Annotated in this window: 23 protein-coding genes; 7 read left to right on the top strand and 16 right to left on the bottom strand. The window is 62.0% G+C overall.

Annotated features, from left to right (window positions below; genetic code table 11):
- The first annotated feature begins 3 nt into the window (after window positions 1-3).
- Together CLU87_RS09035 and CLU87_RS09030 are read left to right on the top strand one after the other, a co-directional pair.
- Window positions 4-948, top strand: coding sequence for an alpha/beta fold hydrolase (locus tag CLU87_RS09035; RefSeq protein WP_233193743.1), 945 nt, complete (start codon window positions 4-6; stop codon window positions 946-948).
- Between the two features lie 21 nt (window positions 949-969).
- Window positions 970-1,899: a sensor domain-containing diguanylate cyclase gene (locus CLU87_RS09030; protein ID WP_099730232.1), complete on the top strand. Its 930-nt coding sequence runs from the start codon at window positions 970-972 to the stop codon at window positions 1,897-1,899.
- 75 nt (window positions 1,900-1,974) lie between these two features.
- On the opposite strand, the gene CLU87_RS09025 is transcribed toward CLU87_RS09030, so the two are convergent.
- The 7 genes from CLU87_RS09025 to CLU87_RS09000 all read right to left on the bottom strand — a co-directional run bounded on the left by CLU87_RS09025 (window position 1,975) and on the right by CLU87_RS09000 (window position 5,410).
- Window positions 1,975-2,478 carry a hypothetical protein gene (locus CLU87_RS09025; protein ID WP_015012969.1) on the bottom strand — a complete coding sequence of 168 codons (504 nt, stop codon included), beginning with the start codon at window positions 2,476-2,478 and terminating at the stop codon, window positions 1,975-1,977.
- An 18-nt stretch (window positions 2,479-2,496) separates the two neighbouring features.
- Window positions 2,497-2,820, bottom strand: coding sequence for a heavy-metal-associated domain-containing protein (locus CLU87_RS23670; RefSeq protein WP_099730231.1), 324 nt, complete (start codon window positions 2,818-2,820; stop codon window positions 2,497-2,499).
- A 233-nt stretch (window positions 2,821-3,053) separates the two neighbouring features.
- Window positions 3,054-3,506, bottom strand: coding sequence for a PaaI family thioesterase (locus tag CLU87_RS09015; protein WP_099730230.1), 453 nt, complete (start codon window positions 3,504-3,506; stop codon window positions 3,054-3,056).
- Between the two features lie 165 nt (window positions 3,507-3,671).
- On the bottom strand, window positions 3,672-4,262 hold the full coding sequence (locus CLU87_RS09010; RefSeq protein WP_099730229.1) for an HAD domain-containing protein: 591 nt from the start codon (window positions 4,260-4,262) through the stop codon (window positions 3,672-3,674).
- 92 nt (window positions 4,263-4,354) lie between these two features.
- Window positions 4,355-4,603: an MbcA/ParS/Xre antitoxin family protein gene (locus tag CLU87_RS09005; RefSeq protein ID WP_099730228.1), complete on the bottom strand. Its 249-nt coding sequence runs from the start codon at window positions 4,601-4,603 to the stop codon at window positions 4,355-4,357.
- 19 nt (window positions 4,604-4,622) lie between these two features.
- Window positions 4,623-4,784, bottom strand: a complete 162-nt coding sequence (locus CLU87_RS23495) for a hypothetical protein (protein ID WP_233193742.1) — start codon at window positions 4,782-4,784, stop codon at window positions 4,623-4,625.
- Between the two features lie 188 nt (window positions 4,785-4,972).
- Entirely contained in the window at window positions 4,973-5,410 is a 438-nt protein-coding gene (locus CLU87_RS09000) for a helix-turn-helix domain-containing protein (RefSeq protein WP_099730227.1), read from the bottom strand.
- 177 nt (window positions 5,411-5,587) lie between these two features.
- On the opposite strand from CLU87_RS09000, the gene CLU87_RS08995 reads away from it, so the two are divergent.
- The gene (locus CLU87_RS08995; protein ID WP_063459123.1) at window positions 5,588-6,028 is read left to right on the top strand and encodes a hypothetical protein; all 441 of its coding nucleotides are present in this window, start codon (window positions 5,588-5,590) and stop codon (window positions 6,026-6,028) included.
- Here CLU87_RS08995 and CLU87_RS08990 read toward each other — a convergent pair.
- Window positions 6,025-6,327 carry a helix-turn-helix domain-containing protein gene (locus tag CLU87_RS08990; protein WP_082836262.1) on the bottom strand — a complete coding sequence of 101 codons (303 nt, stop codon included), beginning with the start codon at window positions 6,325-6,327 and terminating at the stop codon, window positions 6,025-6,027. The two genes, CLU87_RS08995 and CLU87_RS08990, sit on opposite strands and share 4 nt — an antisense overlap.
- Before the next feature lie 113 nt (window positions 6,328-6,440).
- On the opposite strand from CLU87_RS08990, the gene CLU87_RS08985 reads away from it, so the two are divergent.
- The 4 genes from CLU87_RS08985 (at window position 6,441) to CLU87_RS08970 (ending at window position 11,910) form a co-directional block, all read left to right on the top strand.
- Window positions 6,441-6,893, top strand: coding sequence for an HAD domain-containing protein (locus tag CLU87_RS08985; RefSeq protein ID WP_099730226.1), 453 nt, complete (start codon window positions 6,441-6,443; stop codon window positions 6,891-6,893).
- Between the two features lie 183 nt (window positions 6,894-7,076).
- Window positions 7,077-7,613 carry a molybdopterin-dependent oxidoreductase gene (locus tag CLU87_RS08980; RefSeq protein WP_099730225.1) on the top strand — a complete coding sequence of 179 codons (537 nt, stop codon included), beginning with the start codon at window positions 7,077-7,079 and terminating at the stop codon, window positions 7,611-7,613.
- Between the two features lie 27 nt (window positions 7,614-7,640).
- Window positions 7,641-10,727, top strand: coding sequence for a response regulator (locus CLU87_RS08975; protein ID WP_099730224.1), 3,087 nt, complete (start codon window positions 7,641-7,643; stop codon window positions 10,725-10,727).
- A complete protein-coding gene (locus CLU87_RS08970) occupies window positions 10,720-11,910 on the top strand; it encodes a two-component system response regulator (RefSeq protein WP_056062707.1) in 1,191 nt (396 codons plus the stop codon). Before CLU87_RS08975 ends, CLU87_RS08970 begins: the two co-directional genes overlap by 8 nt.
- A gap of 101 nt (window positions 11,911-12,011) precedes the next feature.
- Here the strand turns inward: CLU87_RS08970 and bioB are convergent, their stop codons facing one another.
- The 8 genes from bioB to scpA all read right to left on the bottom strand — a co-directional run bounded on the left by bioB (window position 12,012) and on the right by scpA (window position 21,704).
- Window positions 12,012-13,055 (bottom strand): biotin synthase BioB, encoded by a 1,044-nt coding sequence (bioB, locus tag CLU87_RS08965; protein WP_099730223.1) that lies wholly within the window; start codon window positions 13,053-13,055, stop codon window positions 12,012-12,014.
- Between the two features lie 354 nt (window positions 13,056-13,409).
- The gene (locus CLU87_RS08960) at window positions 13,410-13,799 is read right to left on the bottom strand and encodes a phosphopantetheine adenylyltransferase (RefSeq protein WP_099730222.1); all 390 of its coding nucleotides are present in this window, start codon (window positions 13,797-13,799) and stop codon (window positions 13,410-13,412) included.
- Window positions 13,800-13,889: 90 nt separating this feature from the next.
- Complete coding sequence (locus CLU87_RS08955) at window positions 13,890-14,258, bottom strand: hypothetical protein (RefSeq protein ID WP_099730221.1); 369 nt, start codon at window positions 14,256-14,258, stop codon at window positions 13,890-13,892.
- Window positions 14,259-14,291: 33 nt separating this feature from the next.
- Window positions 14,292-14,762, bottom strand: a complete 471-nt coding sequence (locus CLU87_RS08950; RefSeq protein ID WP_099730220.1) for a VOC family protein — start codon at window positions 14,760-14,762, stop codon at window positions 14,292-14,294.
- A 110-nt stretch (window positions 14,763-14,872) separates the two neighbouring features.
- Window positions 14,873-16,921, bottom strand: coding sequence for an acetyl/propionyl/methylcrotonyl-CoA carboxylase subunit alpha (locus CLU87_RS08945; protein ID WP_099730219.1), 2,049 nt, complete (start codon window positions 16,919-16,921; stop codon window positions 14,873-14,875).
- A gap of 21 nt (window positions 16,922-16,942) precedes the next feature.
- Window positions 16,943-18,475, bottom strand: coding sequence for an acyl-CoA carboxylase subunit beta (locus CLU87_RS08940; protein ID WP_056062687.1), 1,533 nt, complete (start codon window positions 18,473-18,475; stop codon window positions 16,943-16,945).
- 35 nt (window positions 18,476-18,510) lie between these two features.
- The gene (gene meaB / locus CLU87_RS08935) at window positions 18,511-19,539 is read right to left on the bottom strand and encodes a methylmalonyl Co-A mutase-associated GTPase MeaB (protein WP_099730218.1); all 1,029 of its coding nucleotides are present in this window, start codon (window positions 19,537-19,539) and stop codon (window positions 18,511-18,513) included.
- Window positions 19,536-21,704: a methylmalonyl-CoA mutase gene (gene scpA, locus CLU87_RS08930; RefSeq protein ID WP_099730217.1), complete on the bottom strand. Its 2,169-nt coding sequence runs from the start codon at window positions 21,702-21,704 to the stop codon at window positions 19,536-19,538. Before scpA ends, meaB begins: the two co-directional genes overlap by 4 nt.
- Window positions 21,705-21,768: the final 64 nt, after the last annotated feature.

Genomic DNA, 21,768 nt, shown 5'->3' with positions numbered 1-21,768 from the left:
GCGTTGCGCAAGCTGGTGCTAGCGATAAACCAGTTGTTTCTCACTCCCAATCGCGCACGCTTGCATGCTATTTTGCGCACGGTGCAAGCGTCAGGCGTGCAAAATCTGCGGACTGACCGCCCGGAAAGAACAACAGTGGAAATTCGTAAGCGCAACAACGTGCATGTGATCGATGCAATTCGCCCGGACGTCCCCGTGCTCGTCTATGCGCACGGCTTTGGGTGTAGCCAGCATATGTGGCGACACATCACTCCGGCCTTTGAAGGTAAGTGCCGCCAGGTCTTGTTCGACTACGTCGGCTGCGGCCAATCAGACTTGGCCGCCTTTGACCCCGTGAAGTACGCAAGTCTGAAAGGCTACGTGCAAGATCTGCTGGATGTATGCGACGCATTGGGCATCGAGCGCGGAGTGCATTTTGTTGGACATTCGGTCAGCGCCAGCATCGGCCTGCTGGCCTCCATCGAGCGACCTCTGCTTTTTGATCGCCTGATTCTGGTCGGCCCGTCGCCTTGCTACATCAATCACGCTCCGGACTACCTTGGAGGGTTCGAGCGCCAGGATTTGGATGGCCTATTGGACCTCATGGACCAGAACTTCATGGGCTGGTCCAGTTACCTCGCACCCATTGTGGCGGGAGCGCCGCAGGCGGACAGTTTGGGCGGGGAGTTGTCTGAGAGTTTCTGCTCAACCGATCCTACGATGGCTCGTGTCTTTGCGCAGGCAACCTTCTTTGCGGATACCAGAGAGGAGCTGTCGCGCGTGACCCGGCCAAGTCTGATCCTGCAGCATGGCAAAGATGCACTGGCGCCCCTTTCTGTCGGGGAGTACATGCACAAGAAGCTCAGGGGCAGCACGTTGGAAGTGCTGGACGTGACCGGACACTGCGCTCACATGAGTCATCCGCACCTGGTGACGGCCGCCATGCAGCGATATCTCTCCTTAGCGTGAGCGAAACCGAGAGGGCGGAACATGCTGGCGGTTGATGACATCCCTTGCGCGATGATGATCACGGACCCGGTGGGGCACATCGTGCGGATGAACAGGGAGTTCCTTGTCCTGATCGGGGGCACGGAGGCGTTTTGGCTCGGCCACTCCATGGATGAACTGTTAACACCAGCTTCTCGAATTTTCAGCCAGACCCACCTGTTTCCCACGCTGCATCACGCCAAGAGTGCGCGCGAAGTATTCCTCCACCTGCGCGGTGTTGGCGGCGAGACTGTTCCTGTCATGGTCAATGCGGTCAGCAAGCGCCTGGAGACGGGCGACCACACCGTATGGGCCTTTTTTGTGGCCCGCGAACGCAGCCGTTTCGAAGGCGAGTTGATCAAGGCCCGTGCAGAGGCCCAGGGTCTTGCCCAGCGCTTGGCCGCCAGCAATGAACAGGTTGAATTGCAGAATCGCCAGCTTTCGGAACTGAGTCTCTCTGATCCGCTTACAGGTCTTAAAAACCGCCGTGCGCTGGAATTGACCGTGCAAGAGTGGCAACGGACGGCCTCTCGACAGAGTTCCGTGTCGTTGTTGATGGTGGACGTGGACTACTTCAAACGGATCAACGATGCGCATGGCCATCCCGAGGGCGACCGGGTGCTGGTGAACTTTGCTCGCCAGTTACAGGCAGGCGCCCGTGGTTCGGACCTGGTGGCGCGATACGGCGGGGAAGAATTCGTCCTCTGGTTACCTGATGCGGACGCAGAAGCCGCTGCCCGAATCGCGGAGCGGGTGCACAAATGCGCCAGACGGGTTCGCTCATTGGCGGGGCCAGTAACGGTCAGTGTCGGGCTGGCATGTGCAGTACACCAAACCGGAGCGGATTTCCTCGCCCGGCTGCTAAAACGCTCTGATGAAGCTGTTTACAGGGCAAAGGCGCTCGGGCGCAACTGCACAGTGGTTAGTGACTGAGTCACCAAGCCTCGCGCAGCTCACCAGCGTTTGGAATAGTGATAGCTTCCCCCGCAAAGAACGTTCGCGGTGAGACTACTTGGATGGCATGGCTGCTTGGCGGTCCACCATCATTTGCATCATCTGCTCCATCATGGCCATACGGCGCTCCATTTGAGCGTGCATGCCCATCATGCCTCCCATACCCGAGTTTCCGGAGGCTGCAGGCATGGCAGGTTTGGTCTGCGCCCCTTGCTGCATCATTCCCATCCCCATGCCACCAGAACTACCCGCGCCCATCGTGGCCATGCCTGACTGCATGAGCTTCATGTGCTCCTCCATCAGCGCTGAGCGTTCGGCGGGAGTCTTGGCCGCCTGCATTTTTTTGTGCATTTCCTGCATCGCCTTCATCTGACGATCAAAGGCGTCCGGTGCAGACGCGGCAGTGGCTGCCGGGGCAGACTGGGTTGTGACGCCGCCGCTCTGTGCATCTCCGGGGTGGTGGCCTGCGTGTTCGTCCTCAGGTTTTGGCGATTGCGCGACGGCACAGCCTGCCACGAATAGGGTTGTCAACAGCCCAGCGACGATGTTCAGACGCATGATGGTCTCCTTGGTAGTTCAACTGCAGCATGACGACGTCTGCCTTGCACCGTCTTGATCCACATCAACAGGGGTTACGGGCCGAGACGCACAGCAGCAGCCACCGGTTGTTCGGCGAGATGCAGGACTCACCGCCGCGTCTGCTTTGTATCCAGCACGCTCAATTGCGGAGCGGACAAGCTCCACAGTGTCGTCTTCGACTTGCCCAGGAACGCGGACCTGCCGCGTGGCCACATCGATTTCTACTTCGACGCTTGCTGGCAGTTGGGCCTGAGCTATTGCTCGACGAATACGCTGAGCACAACCGCCGCACGTCATATCAGGAACATTGAAATGGACCATGTGAGCCTCCTTTGGTTGATTCACGTTTTGACTATGAACCTTGCCACGGTGGTAAGGTCAAGGTCTCACGGAATTCAATCGGCATAGAAGACCGGAAAGCAGTAAACGAACCCAGTGCTGGTGGTGTCTCTACGAGCTAGAACGCTCGCGCCTTGGGTGAACGACTGTCGAAAATCTCCATCTCAGCCGAGGGGAAGGACACCTTTGGCGCCTTGCGCCTTCCCGCCGCGTGCCTAGCGCGCAGGCGCCACCATAGCGGTGGCAATTGCCAAATGCTGGGCAGGCCCTGTACCTGCCTGAGAGAGAAAGCCCTCGGCGAACGAGAAGTTTTTAGCAGATCGAACCACATGCGCTTGGAATGCAAGCGACTCGTTGACAAGTGCAAGGGACAAAAATTTGACCGACAACTCCAGGGTGATGACGACCTTGGAATCGTAGTGGCCCAAACCTGCAAGCACGAAGGCTGCATCAAAACCTGCGGCGATAACGCCGCCATTGATTGCGGAGGTTCCTCCACCTCCCTGAAGGCCAGATTCGATTTTGGTGAAATTGATGATCGCCAAGCCTGGCTCTTTGAACGCCCCCCTAAACCCAAACCAAGCAATTTCTTTCCTGGCGTTGAATTGAGCCAATTGCTCTTCGCGCTGAGTGGAGACTAGGCGAAACGGGATGGTCGGACTATGCATGGGAAAGCAGTGGTGCGTTTACCGTCTAAATGTACATTGAGGGCTCGTCAAAATGTACATTCAGGATGCGTCTAACCTTGCATCCAAGACACCTGCGGCGGGGGTTTTCTCGAATGAAGATTCGATAGTTGGACCGTTGTTAAGTCCACCGTACACCGCGAGCTGCTATGGGGTTCTGGCCGACAAAGCCACATGACAGCTGCGCAATTTTTCCCTCAGTTCGTGTTGTACCTCGGGGTTGGACAAGCCCGTAGTTCCCTCGCATGCGACCAGGTTTTGTCGACAGGAGTCAGGCCAATCTTCCAGATCGTCATCGAGCGCTATCCACTGTTGGGGTCTTCTGCGCTGAGCGTCTTCTTGAACTTGCACGCCCCGGGGTGTGGTGCGGAACATGGACAGGTTCCAGGGATCCACGCCATGGACACGCTTGTGGTACGTCCCGCCAATGAACCGGGCACTCAATGTGGCAGGAAGGCGTTTAAGAGTTGCGCTGTATCCGGGGCGAATGCACCAAGTGCTACTCAGTACCAGGGCGACTGCCGGGTGGGGTTGGAGCACTGACTCCAGGATTGGAACCCATTCGAACAGCGAATGTCCTGCAGCCTCATACGGGCTCATGTAGATACCCTTGCGGGGATGCCAGAGCACTTTTTCATGGTGAACAACGCCATCGAGATCGAGGTACAGGACGACGTCCGCGCTGCGTGGAGTGGACGCAGGGAGATATGGGGAAATTTGGCCAGAGGACAGAGTCATATGTTGGGACTGGACTGTGCTTGGTGGGGATATAGTCAAGGAGGACGGCGGGGCCAGAGCGGACTCAGAACTTGCCAGCCACGTGCGTATTCCTACGAGAACGCACCAGACTGGACACGCATGAGCAAGCTCCGCACCACCTCAAGGCCGCCGGGCTCTTTGAGCACATCGAGAGGCCTTCGATCGCCCAATGCCGGGACCACCCCCACGAGCCAGTGATAAAGCCAGTCCTTTGCGTCGAAACCAGTTGGGTCGCCACACTCGTCAACCATGCGCTGCACAAGCATAGTGAGAATAGCGATGTGGTCTTCAAGGGCGATGAGGGCAGAATCTGCGGCCATGATTTACCAATCAGTCCCGCTAACAATGGCGTAGCGGCGTCGCCTGACGCGTCGGATTTTTGGCGGCATCGCCCAGGCGCGCCCATTCCCTTGCGGTGACGACAGGAGGAGCGTGCTTCACCGTGATTGCGATGACGGGCTTCGCCTTGCGGGCAGCCTGACCCGTGCGGCGCAATTCCATGGCGAGAGGATCTCTCAAGAGCTGTCGCGAGCTTCGAAGAGAGATTTCATCAAAGTACCCCTCAGAAAAACGTCGCCCCCGGGGGCATGCTTTCGCAGAGGTCGCACCGGGGGCTTGCTTTGCGCTGATGATAGCAACGATGTTCAAACTCATCGCGGGGTTGTATCGGGAGGAAAACCAGCGCTGGCTCACCAAAGGCCACGCTTGCTCACTTTTACCAGCGCACTGGTAAGGGCCATCAGCGTCTCTACATCTGTCAGCACCTCCGCCCCCTTCAACGTGGACGGCAAAGAAATTCCAGCGATCTCTTCAGTACGGTTGAGCACCTGCTCCACCAAACTGGTTCGGGGAACAAACATGTAGTGCACTTCACAGTCCAGGCCATGAGCCAAACGTGCAAGCGTATTCAGCGTGATAGTGCCGTTGGCCTCGGCCTGCTCCAGTTTGCGGACTCCCTGTGCCGTCATGCCCAAACGCTCACCTAGCGCTTTGGAACTCATGCCCAAGGCCAATCTCACCGTCTTTGCCCAGCCACACCTGGGCGTGGCATTCCGCTGCAGCTTCGCGAAATCGCAAAACTGCCGATCAAGTTCGGCCAAGCGGGTGAGATCCAGGCGGTTTTTCAAGGGGGCAAACGCATGAGGCAACAGACTGGTTGCCTCTTTAAGCAGATCTGGGCAACCGGTTTATTTCCATTGGGAGACGGGCACACTTGGAAAACAAAAATGGCATTCCATTCAGCTATCTTCGCACGCCACGGTCCCAAACCGGACCAATTAGTCTCATATTAACTTGAATGAAGAATGATGCTGCGTTTGGAAAAAGCGACCCTCGGAAAATTTGGAGCACAGGACATGTTGCGCCTGATCACGTCACGGGGTTGGGAAGCCATCCTGCCGGATGCACTGGATGACAACCACCTTTTGTTGATGTCAGACCAGCTCCGAGACCTTCTGTCTGGCTCGGATTGGAGCGGGGATCACGATCCCGCTAGTGCAGCCTTACCGCTCGCCCTGTTGCTTCTGACCAAGGCGGGAGCCAAACGTTCAGGCGACAGCTTGGAAGTGGGTCTGGAAACTCTGCAAGAAGCCCTCTGCTTGCTCAGCACTGCCGTGGATCGGGAGATCGTCAATCGGATGCTGCACCGCCAAGATGCCACACCCATTGGCACCGGTCTGATACAAGGGCTTCAAATGCTGGTTCAGTATGCCAAGGAACAGGCCGAATCGGAATGCCAAGCCTAGTCTGAAATGATGCCCTTGAAGTCCGCTTTGACGGTCCTGAGGAGTTCATTGACCAAGTTCGTGTCCAGGTCTGGGCAGTACGCGGTAGCAATCAAGGTCAAAGGGTGGATCTGCATCTGCTCGGCCAATACCTCGATGGTGCGGATACTGGGCACTTGATGTCCCTGCTCGATGCGACTGATGTGTCGGCGGCTCGTTGCCAGCAACATGTCTTCCTGAACCAAGCCGCGTGCCGCGCGCAATTGCTGCAGCGCCCGACCAAAGTCGGCTTGGGGTGGAACACGCTTTCGGGAAGACATCCACCCGATTTCCGTCCAATGAGACTAAAAAGACCACGACCAAATAGTCTCATAGGCTCGCTAACTCGAAAAAATATTCAGCCCTATTGGAAATCTGTTTCTGAAGTAGCACTGTGCCCATACTCTTTCTAGATTTTGATGGGGTCCTACACCCAGAGCATTGCCATGAGTCGAAGCACTTCTGTTGCCTATCGATCTTGGAAGATGCGTTACGACAGGTGCCCGAGTGCCAGATCGTGATCACCAGCACCTGGCGCCTGGAACAGGCCTATGAGGATCTATTGGAAAGGTTCTCTCCGGACATTGCCGCCATGATCGAAGGCGTTACCCCCAGATATTGCGATCTAACGAACGTCCCGAATACGCTGGTGGGGTACGAGCGGGAGGCGGAGTGCCACGCCTGGCTTTGGGCCAACGAAATGCCACATCGCAGATGGGTGGCGGTGGATGATCGATCGTGGCTCTATCGGCCGTTCTGCAAGTCGTTGTTTTTGGTCGATGGGCGAACGGGACTCACGCAGGCCACCGGTTCACAACTGACAGCTCGTCTTCAAACCACACTTTGAAAAGACTGCCAGGAGGGCAGACCACCTAGCCTCAGAAAACACAAATCTAGGGTTAACCCGAGCATCCTAACCGGGTAATCTGCACCGAAAGTGAGATCACCCCCGTCAGACTGGCGGCGATAAATCGGTTTACATTTTGGGCATCTATCCGCGAGACTGTTACCAAAACAGGAGGGGGTGTCCATGCAATCTCATCGTCGTCATGGGTTGGAACGGGTGTTGTCCAAGGCATGGGCCGCAGGGGTCATTGGCGCGGCCTTGCTGGCCGCGAGCAACGTGCAGGCGCTGGAGCCACCCACCGGCCCTGTCATCCTCACCATCCACGGCGCCATCACGCAGACCAACCGGGGCCCGCAGGCGCAGTTCGACATGAAGATGCTGGAGAAGCTGCCGCAGCACAGCTTCTCCACCCAGACACCCTGGTACCCCAGCGCTGTCACGTTCACTGGCCCCCTGCTGCGCGATGTGCTGGCGGCGGTGGGAGCCAAGGGCACCAAGATCACTGCCGTGGCCCTGAATGACTACAAGACCGAGATTCCGGCAGACGACGCCACGCGGCATGACGTGATCGTGGCGCGCCTGATGAACAACCGGCCCATGCCCATCCGCGAAAAAGGCCCGCTGTTCATCGTGTACCCGTTTGATACCAAGGCCGAGCTGCGCAGCGAGCTGTACTACAACCGGGCGGCCTGGCAGCTCAACGCACTGCACATCCGGTAGCCGCCCTCCCCGCTTCCCGCCCCATCTATGCTGCGCAGCCAACACATCCTGCGGCTCATCATTGCCGGGCTGGTGTTGGCCTATGTCGCTATTGCGGCGGTGCAGTACAGCCAGTACCGCAGTGTGGAGGCCGTCATGCGGCGCGGCGATGTGAATGCGCTGTGGTCGTTCTTGCAGCTCAATGTGGAATATGAAAAGCTGGACCATGCGCTGCACCAGTTCGAGCTGGACCCCACCAGCATCACCATGGACCGGCTGGAGCTGCGGTATGACCTGTTCCTGAGCCGATTCAGCGCCTTGGAAAGCGGCACCTCGCGCACGCTGATGCAGGACGAGCCCATCTACAGCAATGCGCTGGCCGCCCTGCAGCGGTTTGTGGCGGCGGGCGACAGCTACTTTGGCGCCAGTGTGGATGCCCTCTCCAGCCAGACCAACATGCGGCGCCTGCGCACCGAGCTGGACGGCCTGCGTGAAACGGTGCAAGAGCTGTCGCTCAGTGCGTCGCGCGTGTCGGCCCTGCTGGGCGACTCGCGCAACGCCGAGGTCAAACACCAGACTTTGCTGACCACCGGGCTCACTGCATTCCAGGCCCTGCTCACCTTTTTGCTCGCTTTTGCGATGGCGCGGCAGTTCCTTCAGCGCGAAAAGGCCACGGCCCAGGCCATGGCGGCGCAGAACGAGCTGGTCGATGCCCTCAAGCGCAACGAGGAGGTGCTGGAAGCGCGCGTGGCCGAGCGCACCGTGGAGCTGCAAAAAGTCAACGCAGCCCTGCGCGAACATGAGGACGAGCTGGAGATTGCCCGCGCCCGTGCGGAGGACGCCTCGCAGATGAAGTCGGACTTCCTGGCCAACATGAGCCACGAGATCCGCACCCCCATGAACGCGGTGATCGGCATGAGCCACCTGGCCCTGGGCACCGACCTCACACCGCGCCAGCGCGACTATGTCGAAAAGATCCAGCGCTCCGGCCAGCATCTGCTTGGCCTGATCAACGACATCCTGGACTTCAGCAAGATCGAAGCGGGCAAGCTCGAAGTGGAGGTGGTGGACTTTGACCTGCGCGGCGTGCTGGACAACGTGGCCAACCTGGTCAGCGACAAATGCGCGCACAAGGGTCTGGAGCTGCTGTTCGATGTGGACCCGGCCCTGCCCGACGACCTGCGCGGCGACCCGTTGCGCCTGGGGCAGATCCTGGTCAACTACGCCAACAACGCCGTCAAGTTCACCGACAAGGGCGAAATCATCGTGCGCGTCACCGAAACGTCGCGCGACGACACCGGAGTCCTGCTGCGTTTTGAGGTGCAAGACACCGGCATCGGCCTGACCTCTGAGCAGCAGTTGCGGCTGTTTCGCTCGTTCGAACAGGCCGACACATCTACTACGCGCAAATACGGTGGCACCGGGCTGGGGCTGGCCATTTCCAAGAAGCTGGCCGGCTTGATGGGCGGCGAAGTGGGAGTACAAAGCCAGCCGGGGGTGGGCAGCACCTTCTGGTTTACCGCCCGTCTCGGGCTGGGCAACCCCAGTCATGCCCCCCTGCTGCCCACCCCCGACCTGCGCGGGCGGCATGTCTTGGTGGTGGACGACAGCGAGCAGGCCCGGCATATCCTGGGCGAGATGCTGGCCCGCATGAGCTTTGCCGTCACCACGGCCTCTTCCGGCGAGGAGGCGGTAACCCGGGCCCGCGCCGCCGAACAGGCCGGTCGCCCCTGCGAGATCGCATTCGTGGACTGGAAGATGCCCGGCATGGACGGGTTTGACACCCACCGCGCACTTGCCCGCCTGCAGCACCCGCCACTCACGGTCATCGTGACCGCAGCAGGCCGCGACGATGTGCAAAGCGAACTGGAACGCGCCGGGCTGCAGCTGATGCTGTCCAAACCCGTCAGCCCCTCGCAACTTTTTGATGCCGCCATGCAGGCGCTGGGCGGGCAGGTCCGGTCGTCCGACGGGCGTGGCACACAAACACCCCGGCGCGCTGCGCACCTTTCCGCCATTGCTGGCGCACGGGTGCTGCTGGTGGATGACAACGACCTGAACCAGCAGGTGGGCGCCGAGCTGCTGAGCGGCGCTGGCCTGGTGGTGGATGTGGCCCAGAACGGACAGGTGGCGCTGGACATGCTCGCCCAAGCCCCCTACGACCTGGTACTGATGGACATGCAAATGCCCGTGATGGACGGCCTGACCGCCACCAGGCACCTGCGCCAGAACCCGTCCTGGGCCCAGCTGCCCGTGCTGGCCATGACGGCCAACGCCATGAGCCGCGACCGTGACCTGTGCCTGGAAGCGGGCATGAACGGTCACCTGGCCAAACCCATCGACCCGGACGAACTGTTTGCTGCCCTGCTGCAATGGATTGCACCCCGATCCACCGGTGCGGACGAGGCTGACCGCGAAGGCGGAGACCTTCAGGGGCAGCCAGCTAGCGCCCCTTCCAACTCCGACACAGCGCCCCACTCCACAGCTGCGCTTCCCACCGATGACGCACTGCGCCGCATCCCAGGGCTCGACGTGACCGCCGGCCTGCGGCGTGTGCTGGACAAACGGCCTGCCTACGAAGGCCTGCTGCGCAAGTTTGTGGCGGGGCAAGCGCAGGCGGTCCAAGCCACCCGTACTGCCCTGGCTGCCGGGCTGCACGACGAGGCCCAGCGCGCAATGCACACGCTCAAAGGCACGGCCGGCACCATTGGCGCCACCGCACTGGCAGCCCTGGCGCAGCGTGCGGAAGAAGCCATCGCCCAGAAGGCCTCGCCCGAGCTGGCAGAGCCACTACTGGAGCCCGTGGAAGCGGCTTGCCAGGCGCTGGTCACTGCGCTGCAGCAGGCCCTGCCCGCAGAGGAGGTTGCGGGCGCGGACGCTGCGCCTGGCCTGCAGATCGACGCCTCTGCTGCGCGTGCGCTGGTGGCGCAGCTCGACGCACTGCTGTCCGACGACGATTCCGACGCCATCGAAATCTTCAGGCAATCCACGCCCACCCTGCAGGCCCTTCTGGGGCCGGCGTATGGCCAGATGAAGCGGTCGCTGGACAGCTACGACTTTGTGGAGGCACTGGCCATACTGCGCCAGGCCCCCGAAGCGCACAATGACAACAAGGAGGACCCGGTCCATGAATAGCCCATTCGCACCCAGCGGCAAATGCACGGTGCTGGTCGTAGACGACACGCCCGACAACCTCTCGCTGATGAGCGACCTCCTGCGCACCGACTACAAGGTCAAGCTTGCGCCCAGTGGCGAGCGCGCCCTGCAGATCGTGGCGGGCGACAGCAAGCCCGACCTGATCCTGCTGGACATCATGATGCCGGACATGGATGGCTACGAGGTGCTGCGCCGCCTGCAGTTCAACCCCGACACCGAAGACATCCCAGTCATCTTCCTCACCGCCATGAGCGCGGCCGATGACGAAAGCATTGGCCTGGAGTTGGGTGCGGTGGACTACATCACCAAACCCATCAACCCGGCCATCGTGATGGCCCGGGTGCGCAACCACCTGCAGCTCAAGCGCGCGCGCGACTTCCTGGCCCAGCACAACCACTTTCTGGAGCAGGAGGTCGCCAACCGCACCCGGGCGATGGCCGAGCTGCAGGACGCCACGATCCGCGCCATGGCCTCGCTGGCCGAAACGCGCGACAACGAAACGGGCAACCACATCCGGCGCACGCAGCACTACATGGAAGCGCTGGCCCGCCACCTGCAAAACCACCCGCGCTTCAAGGACGAGCTGACCGACGCCGCCATCGAGACCATCTTCAAGTCCGCCCCGCTGCACGACATCGGCAAGGTGGGCATCCCCGACCGCATCCTGCTCAAGCCCGGCAAGCTCACGCCGGAAGAGTTCGAGATCATGAAGACGCACACCACGCTGGGCCGCGACGCCATCATCGCGGCCGAGACCGGGACCACACAGGACAACCCGTTTTTCCGGTATGCCAAGGAGATCGCCTACAGCCACCAGGAGAAATGGGACGGCTCGGGCTACCCCGAAGGCCTGGTGGGCAACACCATCCCGCTGTCAGCACGGCTCATGGCCGTGGCCGACGTGTACGACGCACTGATTTCCGAACGCGTCTACAAGCCCGCGTACTCCCACGAGCAGGCGGTAGAGATCATTCGCGACGGCCGGGGGAGCCACTTCGACCCCGACATGGTCGATGCCTTCCTGACCCTGTCCGAGGAGTTCCGGCGCATTGCCCAGCAGTTTGCCGATGCCGAGCCTGCACGGCTGGCCCAGGTGGACCGCCTGGCCGCCGATCTGCCCATGGAGCGCATCGAACTGACCTCGCGCGAAGAGCCGCTCTGAATGGCTGTGTCCCGCGCCTTACCGTAGCGCAGCACTGAGGCACGGCATTCGGTGGCGCCGCAGCGGGCTCCTGCAGAAGCACGCCGCCGCGTCGGGGGGTATCAAGCGCTGTGGCCGTGCCCGTCGAGGGTGGTGGTCGTTGTGCGGTGGCCGTTCAGCCCCAGCTTGGCCAGCAGTTGCACATCGGCCTCCACATCGGGGTTACCCGTCACCAGCAGCTTGTCGCCATAAAAGATGGAATTGGCCCCGGCCATGAAGCACAGCGCCTGCACGGCTTCACCCAGTTGCTGGCGCCCCGCCGACAGGCGCACGCGCGCCTTGGGCATGGTGATACGGGCCACGGCAATCACGCGCACAAAGTCGAACGGGTCGATGGGCTCGCTGTCGGCCAAAGGCGTTCCAGGCACGCGCACCAGGCTGTTGATGGGCACCGACTCAGGGTACGGCTGCAGGTTGGCCAGCTGCGCAATCAGGCCTGCGCGGTGCACGGGCGCTTCGCCCATGCCCACGATGCCGCCGCAGCACACGCTGATGCCTGCGCTGCGCACATGCCGCAGCGTGTCCAGCCGGTCCTGGTAGGCGCGGGTGCTGACCACATCGGTGTAGTACTCGGGGGCGGTGTCCAGGTTGTGGTTGTAGTAGTCCAGCCCGGCGTCTTTCAGCGCCTGCGCCTGGTGCGATTCGAGCATGCCCAGCGTGGCGCAGGTCTGCAGGCCCAGGCCCTTCACCGCGCCAATCAGGGCGCTGACTTTTTCAATGTCGCGGTCTTTGGGCGCACGCCAGGCGGCCCCCATGCAAAAGCGCGTGGCGCCCGCGTCCTTGGCGGCCTGGGCGGCGCGCACCACCTCATCCACCTCCATGAGCTTGTCGGCCTTTACCCCGGTGTCGAACTCGGCCGCCTGCGGGCAATAGCCGCAGTTTTCTGGGCAGCCGCCGGTCTTGACTGACAGCAGCGTGGCCAGCTCGATGTCGCCCGCAGGCCAATGCTGGCGGTGCACGGTTTGTGCCTCGAACAGCAAGTCCATCAGGGGCTTGTCGAGCAGCGCCTGGATGGCCTCCACCGACCATTCTCCCTGCACAACCGGCGCAGGGACGGGGCGATGGACCTGGATGGGCTGCGGGGCGGAGAGGGTTGCGTTGGCCATGGGTGGGGTCCTTTCAAGAGCCTGCTGCTGCAAGCACCAGGCATTGCGTCAGTGATCACACAAGGCGCCACTCCAGAGTCTTCCGGAGCACCGCCCTGCATCGCTATCACCATGATTTTGAAGGAGATTTCGGCACAACTGCTCTCAACATGGTCACAAAAGGTGCCACTATTTTCCGGCGCTCAACGGCCGGCATCTCGCTGTGCGAGAACGGCAAAAAAGCCGACTGTTGACCACTTTAGAGAGCATGTTGAAACCGCCACCAAAACCGCCTACGCAACGCGCTGACAACCGGCGGCTTTGGCTTCTATCTTTCAGCCCGTGCCACCTCGCAGGCTCCGACGTTCATGAAAGTTAGCCGCTCGTTGCACCCCGGCCAGACCAGCTCAAGGCCCCAGCGCCCGCCACCAGGCACACCAGGGCCAGGCCATCCGCCACCACCACGCGCTGCAAATGCGCATTGAAGCCACCGGTGACCCATGCAAGCAGCAGGAAAGAAAGGGTGCTGACCGCGCCAACAAGCAAGCCCAACCACTGGTAGCCGGGCTTGAACGCCGCCATCAGGCAGAGCCCACCCACGATGCCGAACAGCACGGCACGGTGCCGCAGCAGGATGAGCGTGTTCGGATCGGAAGGGGCCACGCCGTAGAGTCTGGCCAAGTGCTCTGAGCCCAGCACGCCGATCAAGGGAATCAGGTGGATGGCACCCGCGAGCAGCAAGGCCAGAGAAGCGATTTTTTGCATGGGCAGGCGACACCAAAGACAAGGTGCCGCCGTTGTAGCCCCCGCCGGGCCCGGTGACCATGACGCCCCAGGTCATGGACGCCGCGCTGTTCAGCGCCCCAGCATCTGCTCCAGCGCCTCGCGGATGGCGCGGGGCTTGTTGTCTGCGTCGTCGATGGCAGAGCAGCTCGGACTGTGCTCCACCTCAGCGCCGCGACTGCCGACGCGACCGAGCAGGCGCTCGCAGTCACATCGCAGGGAGGCCAGCATCTTGCGGGACTGCTGGTGTTTCACTTCCGCCACCCAGCAGCGGTCCGCGCAGCCGCAGGACCGGTACTGCAGGGTTTCCCCCGGCCGGCCCCAGTCGAGCGGATAGGCGCCCGTGCCACCTGCAGCCCCACCGCCCTGCCCTGCCAGTGCGAGGACCAGCAGGGCGCTCACCTTGGCGCCGGCCAGCAACGTACGCGGGAGCGAAACCATGGGGACAACAGCGGGCTGTGGTGGTGGTGGGGTTCAGCCCAGCGCGGCAATCACGTCCGCCGGCGCCTGCACCAGTTCGATCAACACGCCTTCGCCCGCAATTGGAAACTCGTCATTGCTCTTAGGGTGCAAAAACGTGATGTCGTAGCCCGCCGCCCCCTTGCGGATGCCGCCGGGCGCAAAGCGCACGCCTTTGGCCGTGAGCCATTCCACCGCCTTGGGCAAGTCATCGATCCACAGGCCGATGTGGTTGAGCGGCGTGGTGTGCACGGCGGGCTTCTTGTCGATGTCCAGCGGCTGCATGATGTCCACCTCCACCCTGAAGGCGCCTTTGCCCATGGCCAGGATGTCTTCATCGACATTCTCGCGCTCGCTCTGGAAAGTGCCGGTCTGTTCGAGGCCCAGCATGTCCACCCACAGCGTCTTCATCCGCTGCTTGTCGGTGCCGCCAATGGCCACCTGCTGGATGCCCAGGACCTTGAAGGGGCGTGGGGTTGTGCTCATGATTACTCCTGATTTGATAGCTGCCAGCGCATATTCTTCTGGCGCTAGTGGCCAAAAAGACTAAAAAAGGGGCGCAAGGCCCCTCTGGATGGGTTGTGGGACCCTTGGGATCACTGGAATTCCAGGATCACCTGGTCCACCGCCAGAGACTCACCCTTGCCCGCCGTGATCTTGCCCACCACGCCATCTTGCGCGGCAAAGAGGATGTTCTCCATCTTCATGGCCTCGATCACCGCCAGCTTTTCACCAGCCTGCACCTTCTGGCCCGGCTGCACCGCCACATCGACCAGCAGGCCAGGCATGGGCGAGAGCAGGAACTTGGACAGATCTGGCGGCGCCTTGAAGGGCATCAGCTTGTGCAGCCGCGCGCCCAGCGGCGACAGCACCAGCGCATCGATCTGCGTGCCGTTGTGCGCAAGGCGCAGCGCCAGCGGGTTCTTGCCCACGCCGCGTTCCACCTGGGCCGTGAAGCCCTGGCCGTTGCATGCGCCTTGCACGCGGATCTGGCCCAGCGTGGCGGTGCTACTGATCTGATAGCTATTACCGCCCACGCTGATTGCGCTGGAGCCCGATTTGTCTTCAAAGTCGGATACCGTCACCTCGTGGTGCTGGTTCTGCCCTTCGGCGCCCAGCGTGACCACCACAAACTGCTCCCCCACCTTCACCTCGTGGCCGGCCAGTTGGCCGCTGATGCCGGAGGCGCGTGCACGGTAGCGGCGGTTCATGAACGCGGCCAGCGCCACCAGGAACAGCGGGTCGCTGTGCGGCACGTCTTCGGCGTGGAAGCCCTTGCCGTAGTTCTCGGCGATGAAGCCGGTGTTGAAGTCGCCCGTCACGAACTTGGGATGCGCCAGCAACGCGGCCTGGAACGGGATGTTGCTGCTGATACCGCGAATCACAAAGCCGTTCAGCGCCGCGCGCATCTTGGCAATCGCATCGTTGCGGTCCGTGCCGTGCACGATGAGCTTAGCGATCATCGAGTCGTAGTACATGGGGATCTCGCCACCCTCGTACACGCCCGTGTCCACCCGCACGCCCAATTTTTTGGTCGTATCGGACTGGAACATCGACTCCTCCGGCGGCTGAAAGCGCACCAGGCGGCCGGTGGACGGCAGGAAGTTGCGGAACGGGTCTTCGGCGTTGATGCGGCACTCAATGGCCCAGCCGTCGCGCTTCACATCGGCTTGCGTGAGGGGCAGCTTCTCACCCGCCGCCACGCGGATCATCAGCTCCACCAAGTCCAGGCCGGTGATGCACTCCGTCACCGGGTGCTCCACCTGCAGGCGGGTGTTCATCTCCAGGAAGTAGAAGTCCTGGTCCTTGCCGACCACGAACTCCACCGTGCCCGCGCTTTGGTACTTGACGGCCTTGGCCAGTTGCACCGCCTGCTCGCCCATGGCCTTGCGGGTGGCGTCGCTGATGAAAGGCGATGGCGCCTCTTCAATCACCTTCTGGTGGCGGCGCTGGATGGAGCACTCGCGCTCGTTCAGGTAGATCACGTTGCCATGGCTGTCGCCCAGCACCTGGATCTCGATGTGGCGCGGCTCCTGCACAAACTTCTCGATGAAGATGCGGTCGTCGCCAAAGCTGTTGCGGGCTTCGTTCTGGCAACTGGCAAAGCCCTCAAACGCTTCCTTGTCGTTGAACGCCACGCGCAGGCCCTTGCCGCCGCCACCGGCCGAGGCCTTGATCATCACGGGGTAGCCAATGCCCTTGGCGATCTCCACCGCCTGCTCGGGACCCGAGATGGCGTCGTTGTAGCCAGGAATCGTGTTGACCTTGGCCTCGTTGGCCAGCTTCTTGGACGCGATCTTGTCGCCCATGGCCGCAATGGAATGCGCCTTGGGGCCGATGAACGCAATGCCCTCGTCCTCGCAGCGCTTGGCGAAGGCTTCGTTTTCAGAGAGGAAACCGTAGCCGGGGTGCACCGCTTGCGCGCCGGTCTGCTTGCAGGCCGCAATGATCTTGTCGGCCAGCAGGTAGGAATCGCGGCTGGGCGCGGCGCCAATGTGCACGGCCTCGTCGGCCAGCTTGACGTGGCGGGCTTCCTTGTCGGCGTCGGAGTAGACGGCGACGGTCTTGATGCCCATCTTGTGGGCAGTAGCGATGACGCGGCAGGCGATTTCGCCACGGTTGGCGATCAGGATTTTCGTAAACATGTTCTTATGCTCCTTGTCCGCTCACAGTGGGATGTTGCCGTGCTTGCGCCACGGGTTTTCGAGCTTTTTGTCGCGCAGCATCACCAATGAGCGGCAGATGCGCTTGCGTGTCTCGTGCGGCAGGATCACGTCGTCGATAAAGCCGCGAGCACCGGCCACAAACGGGTTGGCAAAACGCTGCTTGTATTCGGCCTCGCGCGCAGCCAGCTTCACGGGGTCGTTCTTGTCCTCGCGGAAGATGATCTCCACCGCGCCCTTGGCGCCCATCACCGCAATTTCAGCGTTGGGCCAGGCCAGGTTCACGTCGCCGCGCAGGTGCTTGGAGCTCATCACGTCGTACGCACCGCCGTAGGCCTTTCGGGTGATGACGGTGATCTTGGGCACGGTGCACTCGGCATACGCGTACAGCAGCTTGGCGCCGTGCTTGATGATGCCGCCGTACTCCTGGCTGGTGCCGGGCATGAAGCCGGGAACGTCCACAAACGTGACCACGGGGATGTTGAACGCATCGCAAAAGCGCACAAAACGCGCGGCCTTGATGCTCGACTTGATGTCCAGGCAGCCCGCCAGCACCAGCGGCTGGTTGGCCACGATGCCCACGGTCTGGCCTTCCATGCGGGCAAAGCCGATGAGGATGTTCTTGGCGTACTCGGGCTGCAGCTCGAAGAAGTCCCCATCGTCCACCGTCTTGAGGATCAGCTCCTTCATGTCGTAGGGCTTGTTGGGGTTCTCGGGCACCAGGGTGTCCAGGCTCAGGTCCATGCGGTCAGCCGGGTCGTTGCTGGGGCGCACCGGGGCTTTTTCGCGGTTGTTGAGCGGCAGGTAGTTGTACAGGCGGCGCAGCATCATCAGCGCCTCCACGTCGTTCTCAAACGCCATGTCGGCCACACCGCTCTTGGTGGTGTGCGTCACGGCGCCGCCCAGCTCTTCGGCCGTCACTTCTTCGTGCGTCACGGTCTTCACCACTTCGGGGCCGGTGACGAACATGTAGCTCGAATCCTTGACCATGAAGATGAAGTCCGTCATGGCGGGCGAGTACACGGCGCCACCGGCGCTGGGGCCCATGATCATGCTGATCTGCGGAATCACGCCGCTGGCCAGCACGTTCTTCTGGAACACGTCGGCATAGCCGCCGAGGGACGCCACACCTTCCTGGATGCGGGCACCGCCCGAGTCATTGAGGCCGATGACAGGCGCGCCGACCTTCATGGCCTGGTCCATCACCTTGCAGATCTTCTCGGCGTGCGTCTCGCTGAGTGCGCCGCCGAACACGGTGAAGTCCTGGCTGAAAACAAACACCAGGCGGCCGTTGATCATGCCGTAGCCCGTCACCACACCGTCGCCGGGGATCTTGTTGTCCTCCATGCCAAAGTCGGTGCAGCGGTGCTCGACGAACATGTCCCATTCCTCGAACGTGCCGTCGTCCAGCAGCAGCTCGATGCGCTCGCGCGCCGTGAGCTTGCCCTTGGCGTGCTGCGCATCAATGCGCTTTTGCCCGCCGCCCAGGCGTGCCAGCGCACGCTTTTTCTCCAGTTGATCCAGGATGTCTTGCATGGTCGTCCTTTGGTGAATGGGTTGGTGTCTACTATTTATTTGATAGCTGCTTGCGCTTGATGGGATTGCGCTAGCAGCAGATTTCGTGCTGCAGTGGATGCTGCAATGCGCCCCGCGGCCACATCGGCCTGCATCTGGGGCAGCAGCTCGCGCACCTGCGGGTGCTGGCGAAACGCGAGCTTGAGGCCCGCGTCGATGCGCTCCCACATCCAGGACAGCGCCTGCTTCTCGCGCCGCGTGGCCAGGCGGCCGTTGGCGGATTGCAGCTGGCGGAACTGCGTGACGGCGGCCCAGAAGCTGTCTACGCCCTGGCCCAGCAGCGCGCTGATTTGCACTACTTTCGGGTGCCACAGCGTTTCGTCGTGGTGAGCGTTCTCGGGGTTGCCGTGTTGGCTGAGCAGGCGCAGGCTGGAGGTGATCTGCGCCTCGGCGCGCGTGGCGGCGTTCTTGTCGATGTCGGCCTTGTTGATGACCACCAGGTCGGCAATCTCCATCACGCCCTTCTTGATGGCCTGCAGGTCGTCGCCCGCGTTGGGCAGCTGCATCAGCACAAACATGTCTGTCATGCCCGCCACCGCGATCTCGCTCTGGCCCACGCCCACGGTTTCGACGATCACCACGTCGTAGCCTGCGGCCTCGCAGACCAGCATGGCCTCGCGGGTCTTCTCTGCGACTCCGCCCAGCGTGCCGCTCGACGGGCTGGGGCGGATGTAGGCCTTTTCGTGCACCGACAGGTGTTCCATGCGCGTCTTGTCGCCCAGGATGGAGCCGCCCGAGACGGTGCTGGAGGGGTCGATGGTGAGCACGGCCACGCGGTGACCCTGACCGATCAGGTAAAGGCCCAGGGCTTCGATGAAGGTGGACTTGCCCACGCCGGGCACGCCGCTGATGCCCAGGCGGAAGGCCTTGCCGGTGTGCGGGAGCAGCTGGGTCAGCAGCTCGTCGGCCTGGGCGCGGTGGTCCACCCGCGTTGATTCGAGCAGCGTGATGGCTTTGGACATGGCGCGGCGTTGCACCGCCGCCGTGCCCTGCACCACTCCGTCAAGAAGCGCCGCAGGTGTCACGCCACCGCCTTGCGAATCTGCTCCAGCACATCCTTGGCGCTGGCTGGAATCGGCGTGCCGGGGCCGTACACGCCCTTGACGCCCGACTCGTACAAGAAGTCGTAGTCCTGCGCCGGGATCACCCCGCCCACGAACACGATGATGTCGTCCGCACCCTGGTCCTTGAGCGACTGAATGATGGCGGGCACCAGCGTCTTGTGGCCTGCAGCCAGCGTGCTCACGCCCACGGCGTGCACGTCGTTTTCGATGGCCTGGCGAGCGCATTCCTCGGGGGTCTGGAATAGCGGGCCCATGTCCACGTCAAAGCCCAGGTCAGCAAACGCGGTGGCCACCACCTTGGCGCCCCGGTCGTGGCCGTCCTGACCCAGTTTGGCGATCATCACGCGGGGGCGGCGGCCTTGTTCTTCGGCAAAGGCGTTGATTTCGGTCTTGAGTTTGTCCCAGCCTTCGGCCGAGTCATAGGCAGCTGCGTACACACCGGTCACCTTTTGTGTATCGGCGCGGTGGCGCCCAAAAACGTTCTCCAGCGCATCGCTGATCTCGCCCACGGTGGCACGCAGACGCACAGCCTGGATGGACAAATCGAGCAGGTTGCCCTCGCCACTCTCTGCAGCGGCGGTCAACGCATCCAGCGCTGCCTGCACCTTGGCGGCATCGCGCGTTGCACGGATTTTTTGCAGGCGAGCGATCTGGCCGTCGCGCACCTTCATGTTGTCGATCTGCAGGATGTCGACCGGGTCTTCCTTCGCCAGCTTGTACTTGTTGACGCCCACGATCACGTCCTTGCCACTGTCGATGCGCGCCTGCTTCTCGGCGGCAGCAGCTTCGATCTTGAGCTTGGCCCAGCCGCTGTCCACGGCCTGGGTCATGCCACCCATCGCCTCGACCTCTTCGATGATCTTCCAGGCCGCGTCGGCCATGTCCTGGGTCAGCTTTTCCATCATGTAGCTGCCAGCCCAGGGGTCGATCACGTTGGTGATGTGGGTCTCTTCCTGGATGATGAGCTGCGTGTTGCGCGCAATGCGGGCGCTGAACTCGGTGGGCAGCGCAATGGCTTCGTCAAAGCTGTTGGTGTGCAGGCTCTGCGTGCCGCCAAACACGGCCGCCATGGCCTCGATGGTGGTGCGCACCACGTTGTTGTAGGGGTCCTGCTCGGTGAGGCTCCAGCCCGAGGTCTGGCAGTGCGTGCGCAGCATGAGGCTCTTGGGGTTCTTGGCGCCCGTGGCCTTCATGATGCGGCACCACAGCAGGCGCGCGGCGCGCATCTTGGCGACTTCGAGATAGAAGTTCATGCCAATCGCCCAGAAGAACGACAGGCGCCCGGCGAACTCGTCCACGTCCATGCCCTTGGCGATGGCAGTCTTCACATACTCCTTGCCATCGGCCAGTGTGAAGGCCAGCTCCAGTGCCTGGTTGGCCCCGGCTTCCTGCATGTGGTAGCCGCTGATCGAGATCGAGTTGAACTTCGGCATGTTCTTGGCCGTGTACTCGATGATGTCGCCAATGATCTTCATCGACGGCTTGGGCGGGTAGATGTAGGTGTTGCGCACCATGAACTCTTTCAGAATGTCGTTCTGAATGGTTCCGGAGAGCTTGTCTTGCGAGACGCCCTGCTCTTCTGCCGCCACCACATAGCCCGCCAGCACGGGCAACACCGCGCCGTTCATGGTCATCGATACGCTGACCTTGTCCAGCGGGATCTGGTCGAACAGGATCTTCATGTCCTCGACCGAGTCGATTGCCACCCCGGCCTTGCCCACATCGCCCGTCACGCGGGGGTGGTCGCTGTCGTAACCCCGGTGGGTGGCCAGGTCGAACGCCACACTCACGCCCTGCCCGCCTGCAGCCAGGGCCTTCCGGTAGAACGCATTGGATTCTTCAGCGGTCGAAAAACCAGCGTACTGGCGGATCGTCCAGGGCCGCACGGCATACATGGTGGCCTGGGGGCCGCGCAGGTAGGGTTCAAAACCCGGCAGCGTGTTGGCGTACGGCAGGCTGGCCGTGTCTTCGGCGGTGTACAGCGGCTTGACGGTGATGCCATCGGGCGTGACCCAGTTGAGGGCGCTGACATCGCCCCCCGGCGCCGACTTGGCTGCGGCCTTGGCCCAGGCTTCCAGCGAAGACGCGGCGAACTCTGGGGCGTTGTTGGTGGGGTTGTCACTCATGGCAAAAGCTACTCCGAAGATGGCGTTGGGGCGTCCAACACAGCGCACAGGCGGTGACCGCACA

It is taken from the genome of Acidovorax sp. 59, assembly GCF_002754175.1.
Taxonomy (GTDB): Bacteria; Pseudomonadota; Gammaproteobacteria; order Burkholderiales; family Burkholderiaceae_C; genus Acidovorax; species Acidovorax delafieldii.
Note: the sequence above shows the minus strand (reverse complement) of the source record. Positions and strands in the feature narration are given on the sequence as shown.

Coding starts and splice junctions, on each gene's coding strand:
- CLU87_RS08980 (WP_099730225.1), top strand. CDS start 7,077: ATGCAATCTCATCGTCGTCATGGGTTGGAACGGGTGTTGTCCAAGGCA.
- CLU87_RS09030 (WP_099730232.1), top strand. CDS start 970: ATGCTGGCGGTTGATGACATCCCTTGCGCGATGATGATCACGGACCCG.
- CLU87_RS08950 (WP_099730220.1), bottom strand. CDS start 14,762: ATGAGCACAACCCCACGCCCCTTCAAGGTCCTGGGCATCCAGCAGGTG.
- CLU87_RS08990 (WP_082836262.1), bottom strand. CDS start 6,327: ATGTCTTCCCGAAAGCGTGTTCCACCCCAAGCCGACTTTGGTCGGGCG.
- CLU87_RS08970 (WP_056062707.1), top strand. CDS start 10,720: ATGAATAGCCCATTCGCACCCAGCGGCAAATGCACGGTGCTGGTCGTA.
- CLU87_RS08940 (WP_056062687.1), bottom strand. CDS start 18,475: ATGCAAGACATCCTGGATCAACTGGAGAAAAAGCGTGCGCTGGCACGC.
- CLU87_RS23495 (WP_233193742.1), bottom strand. CDS start 4,784: ATGGAATTGCGCCGCACGGGTCAGGCTGCCCGCAAGGCGAAGCCCGTC.
- CLU87_RS08960 (WP_099730222.1), bottom strand. CDS start 13,799: ATGCAAAAAATCGCTTCTCTGGCCTTGCTGCTCGCGGGTGCCATCCAC.
- CLU87_RS09010 (WP_099730229.1), bottom strand. CDS start 4,262: ATGACTCTGTCCTCTGGCCAAATTTCCCCATATCTCCCTGCGTCCACT.
- CLU87_RS23670 (WP_099730231.1), bottom strand. CDS start 2,820: ATGGTCCATTTCAATGTTCCTGATATGACGTGCGGCGGTTGTGCTCAG.
- CLU87_RS08955 (WP_099730221.1), bottom strand. CDS start 14,258: ATGGTTTCGCTCCCGCGTACGTTGCTGGCCGGCGCCAAGGTGAGCGCC.
- scpA (WP_099730217.1), bottom strand. CDS start 21,704: ATGAGTGACAACCCCACCAACAACGCCCCAGAGTTCGCCGCGTCTTCG.
- CLU87_RS08975 (WP_099730224.1), top strand. CDS start 7,641: ATGCTGCGCAGCCAACACATCCTGCGGCTCATCATTGCCGGGCTGGTG.
- CLU87_RS08945 (WP_099730219.1), bottom strand. CDS start 16,921: ATGTTTACGAAAATCCTGATCGCCAACCGTGGCGAAATCGCCTGCCGC.
- CLU87_RS09015 (WP_099730230.1), bottom strand. CDS start 3,506: ATGCATAGTCCGACCATCCCGTTTCGCCTAGTCTCCACTCAGCGCGAA.
- bioB (WP_099730223.1), bottom strand. CDS start 13,055: ATGGCCAACGCAACCCTCTCCGCCCCGCAGCCCATCCAGGTCCATCGC.
- CLU87_RS09005 (WP_099730228.1), bottom strand. CDS start 4,603: ATGGCCGCAGATTCTGCCCTCATCGCCCTTGAAGACCACATCGCTATT.
- CLU87_RS08995 (WP_063459123.1), top strand. CDS start 5,588: ATGATGCTGCGTTTGGAAAAAGCGACCCTCGGAAAATTTGGAGCACAG.
- CLU87_RS09025 (WP_015012969.1), bottom strand. CDS start 2,478: ATGCGTCTGAACATCGTCGCTGGGCTGTTGACAACCCTATTCGTGGCA.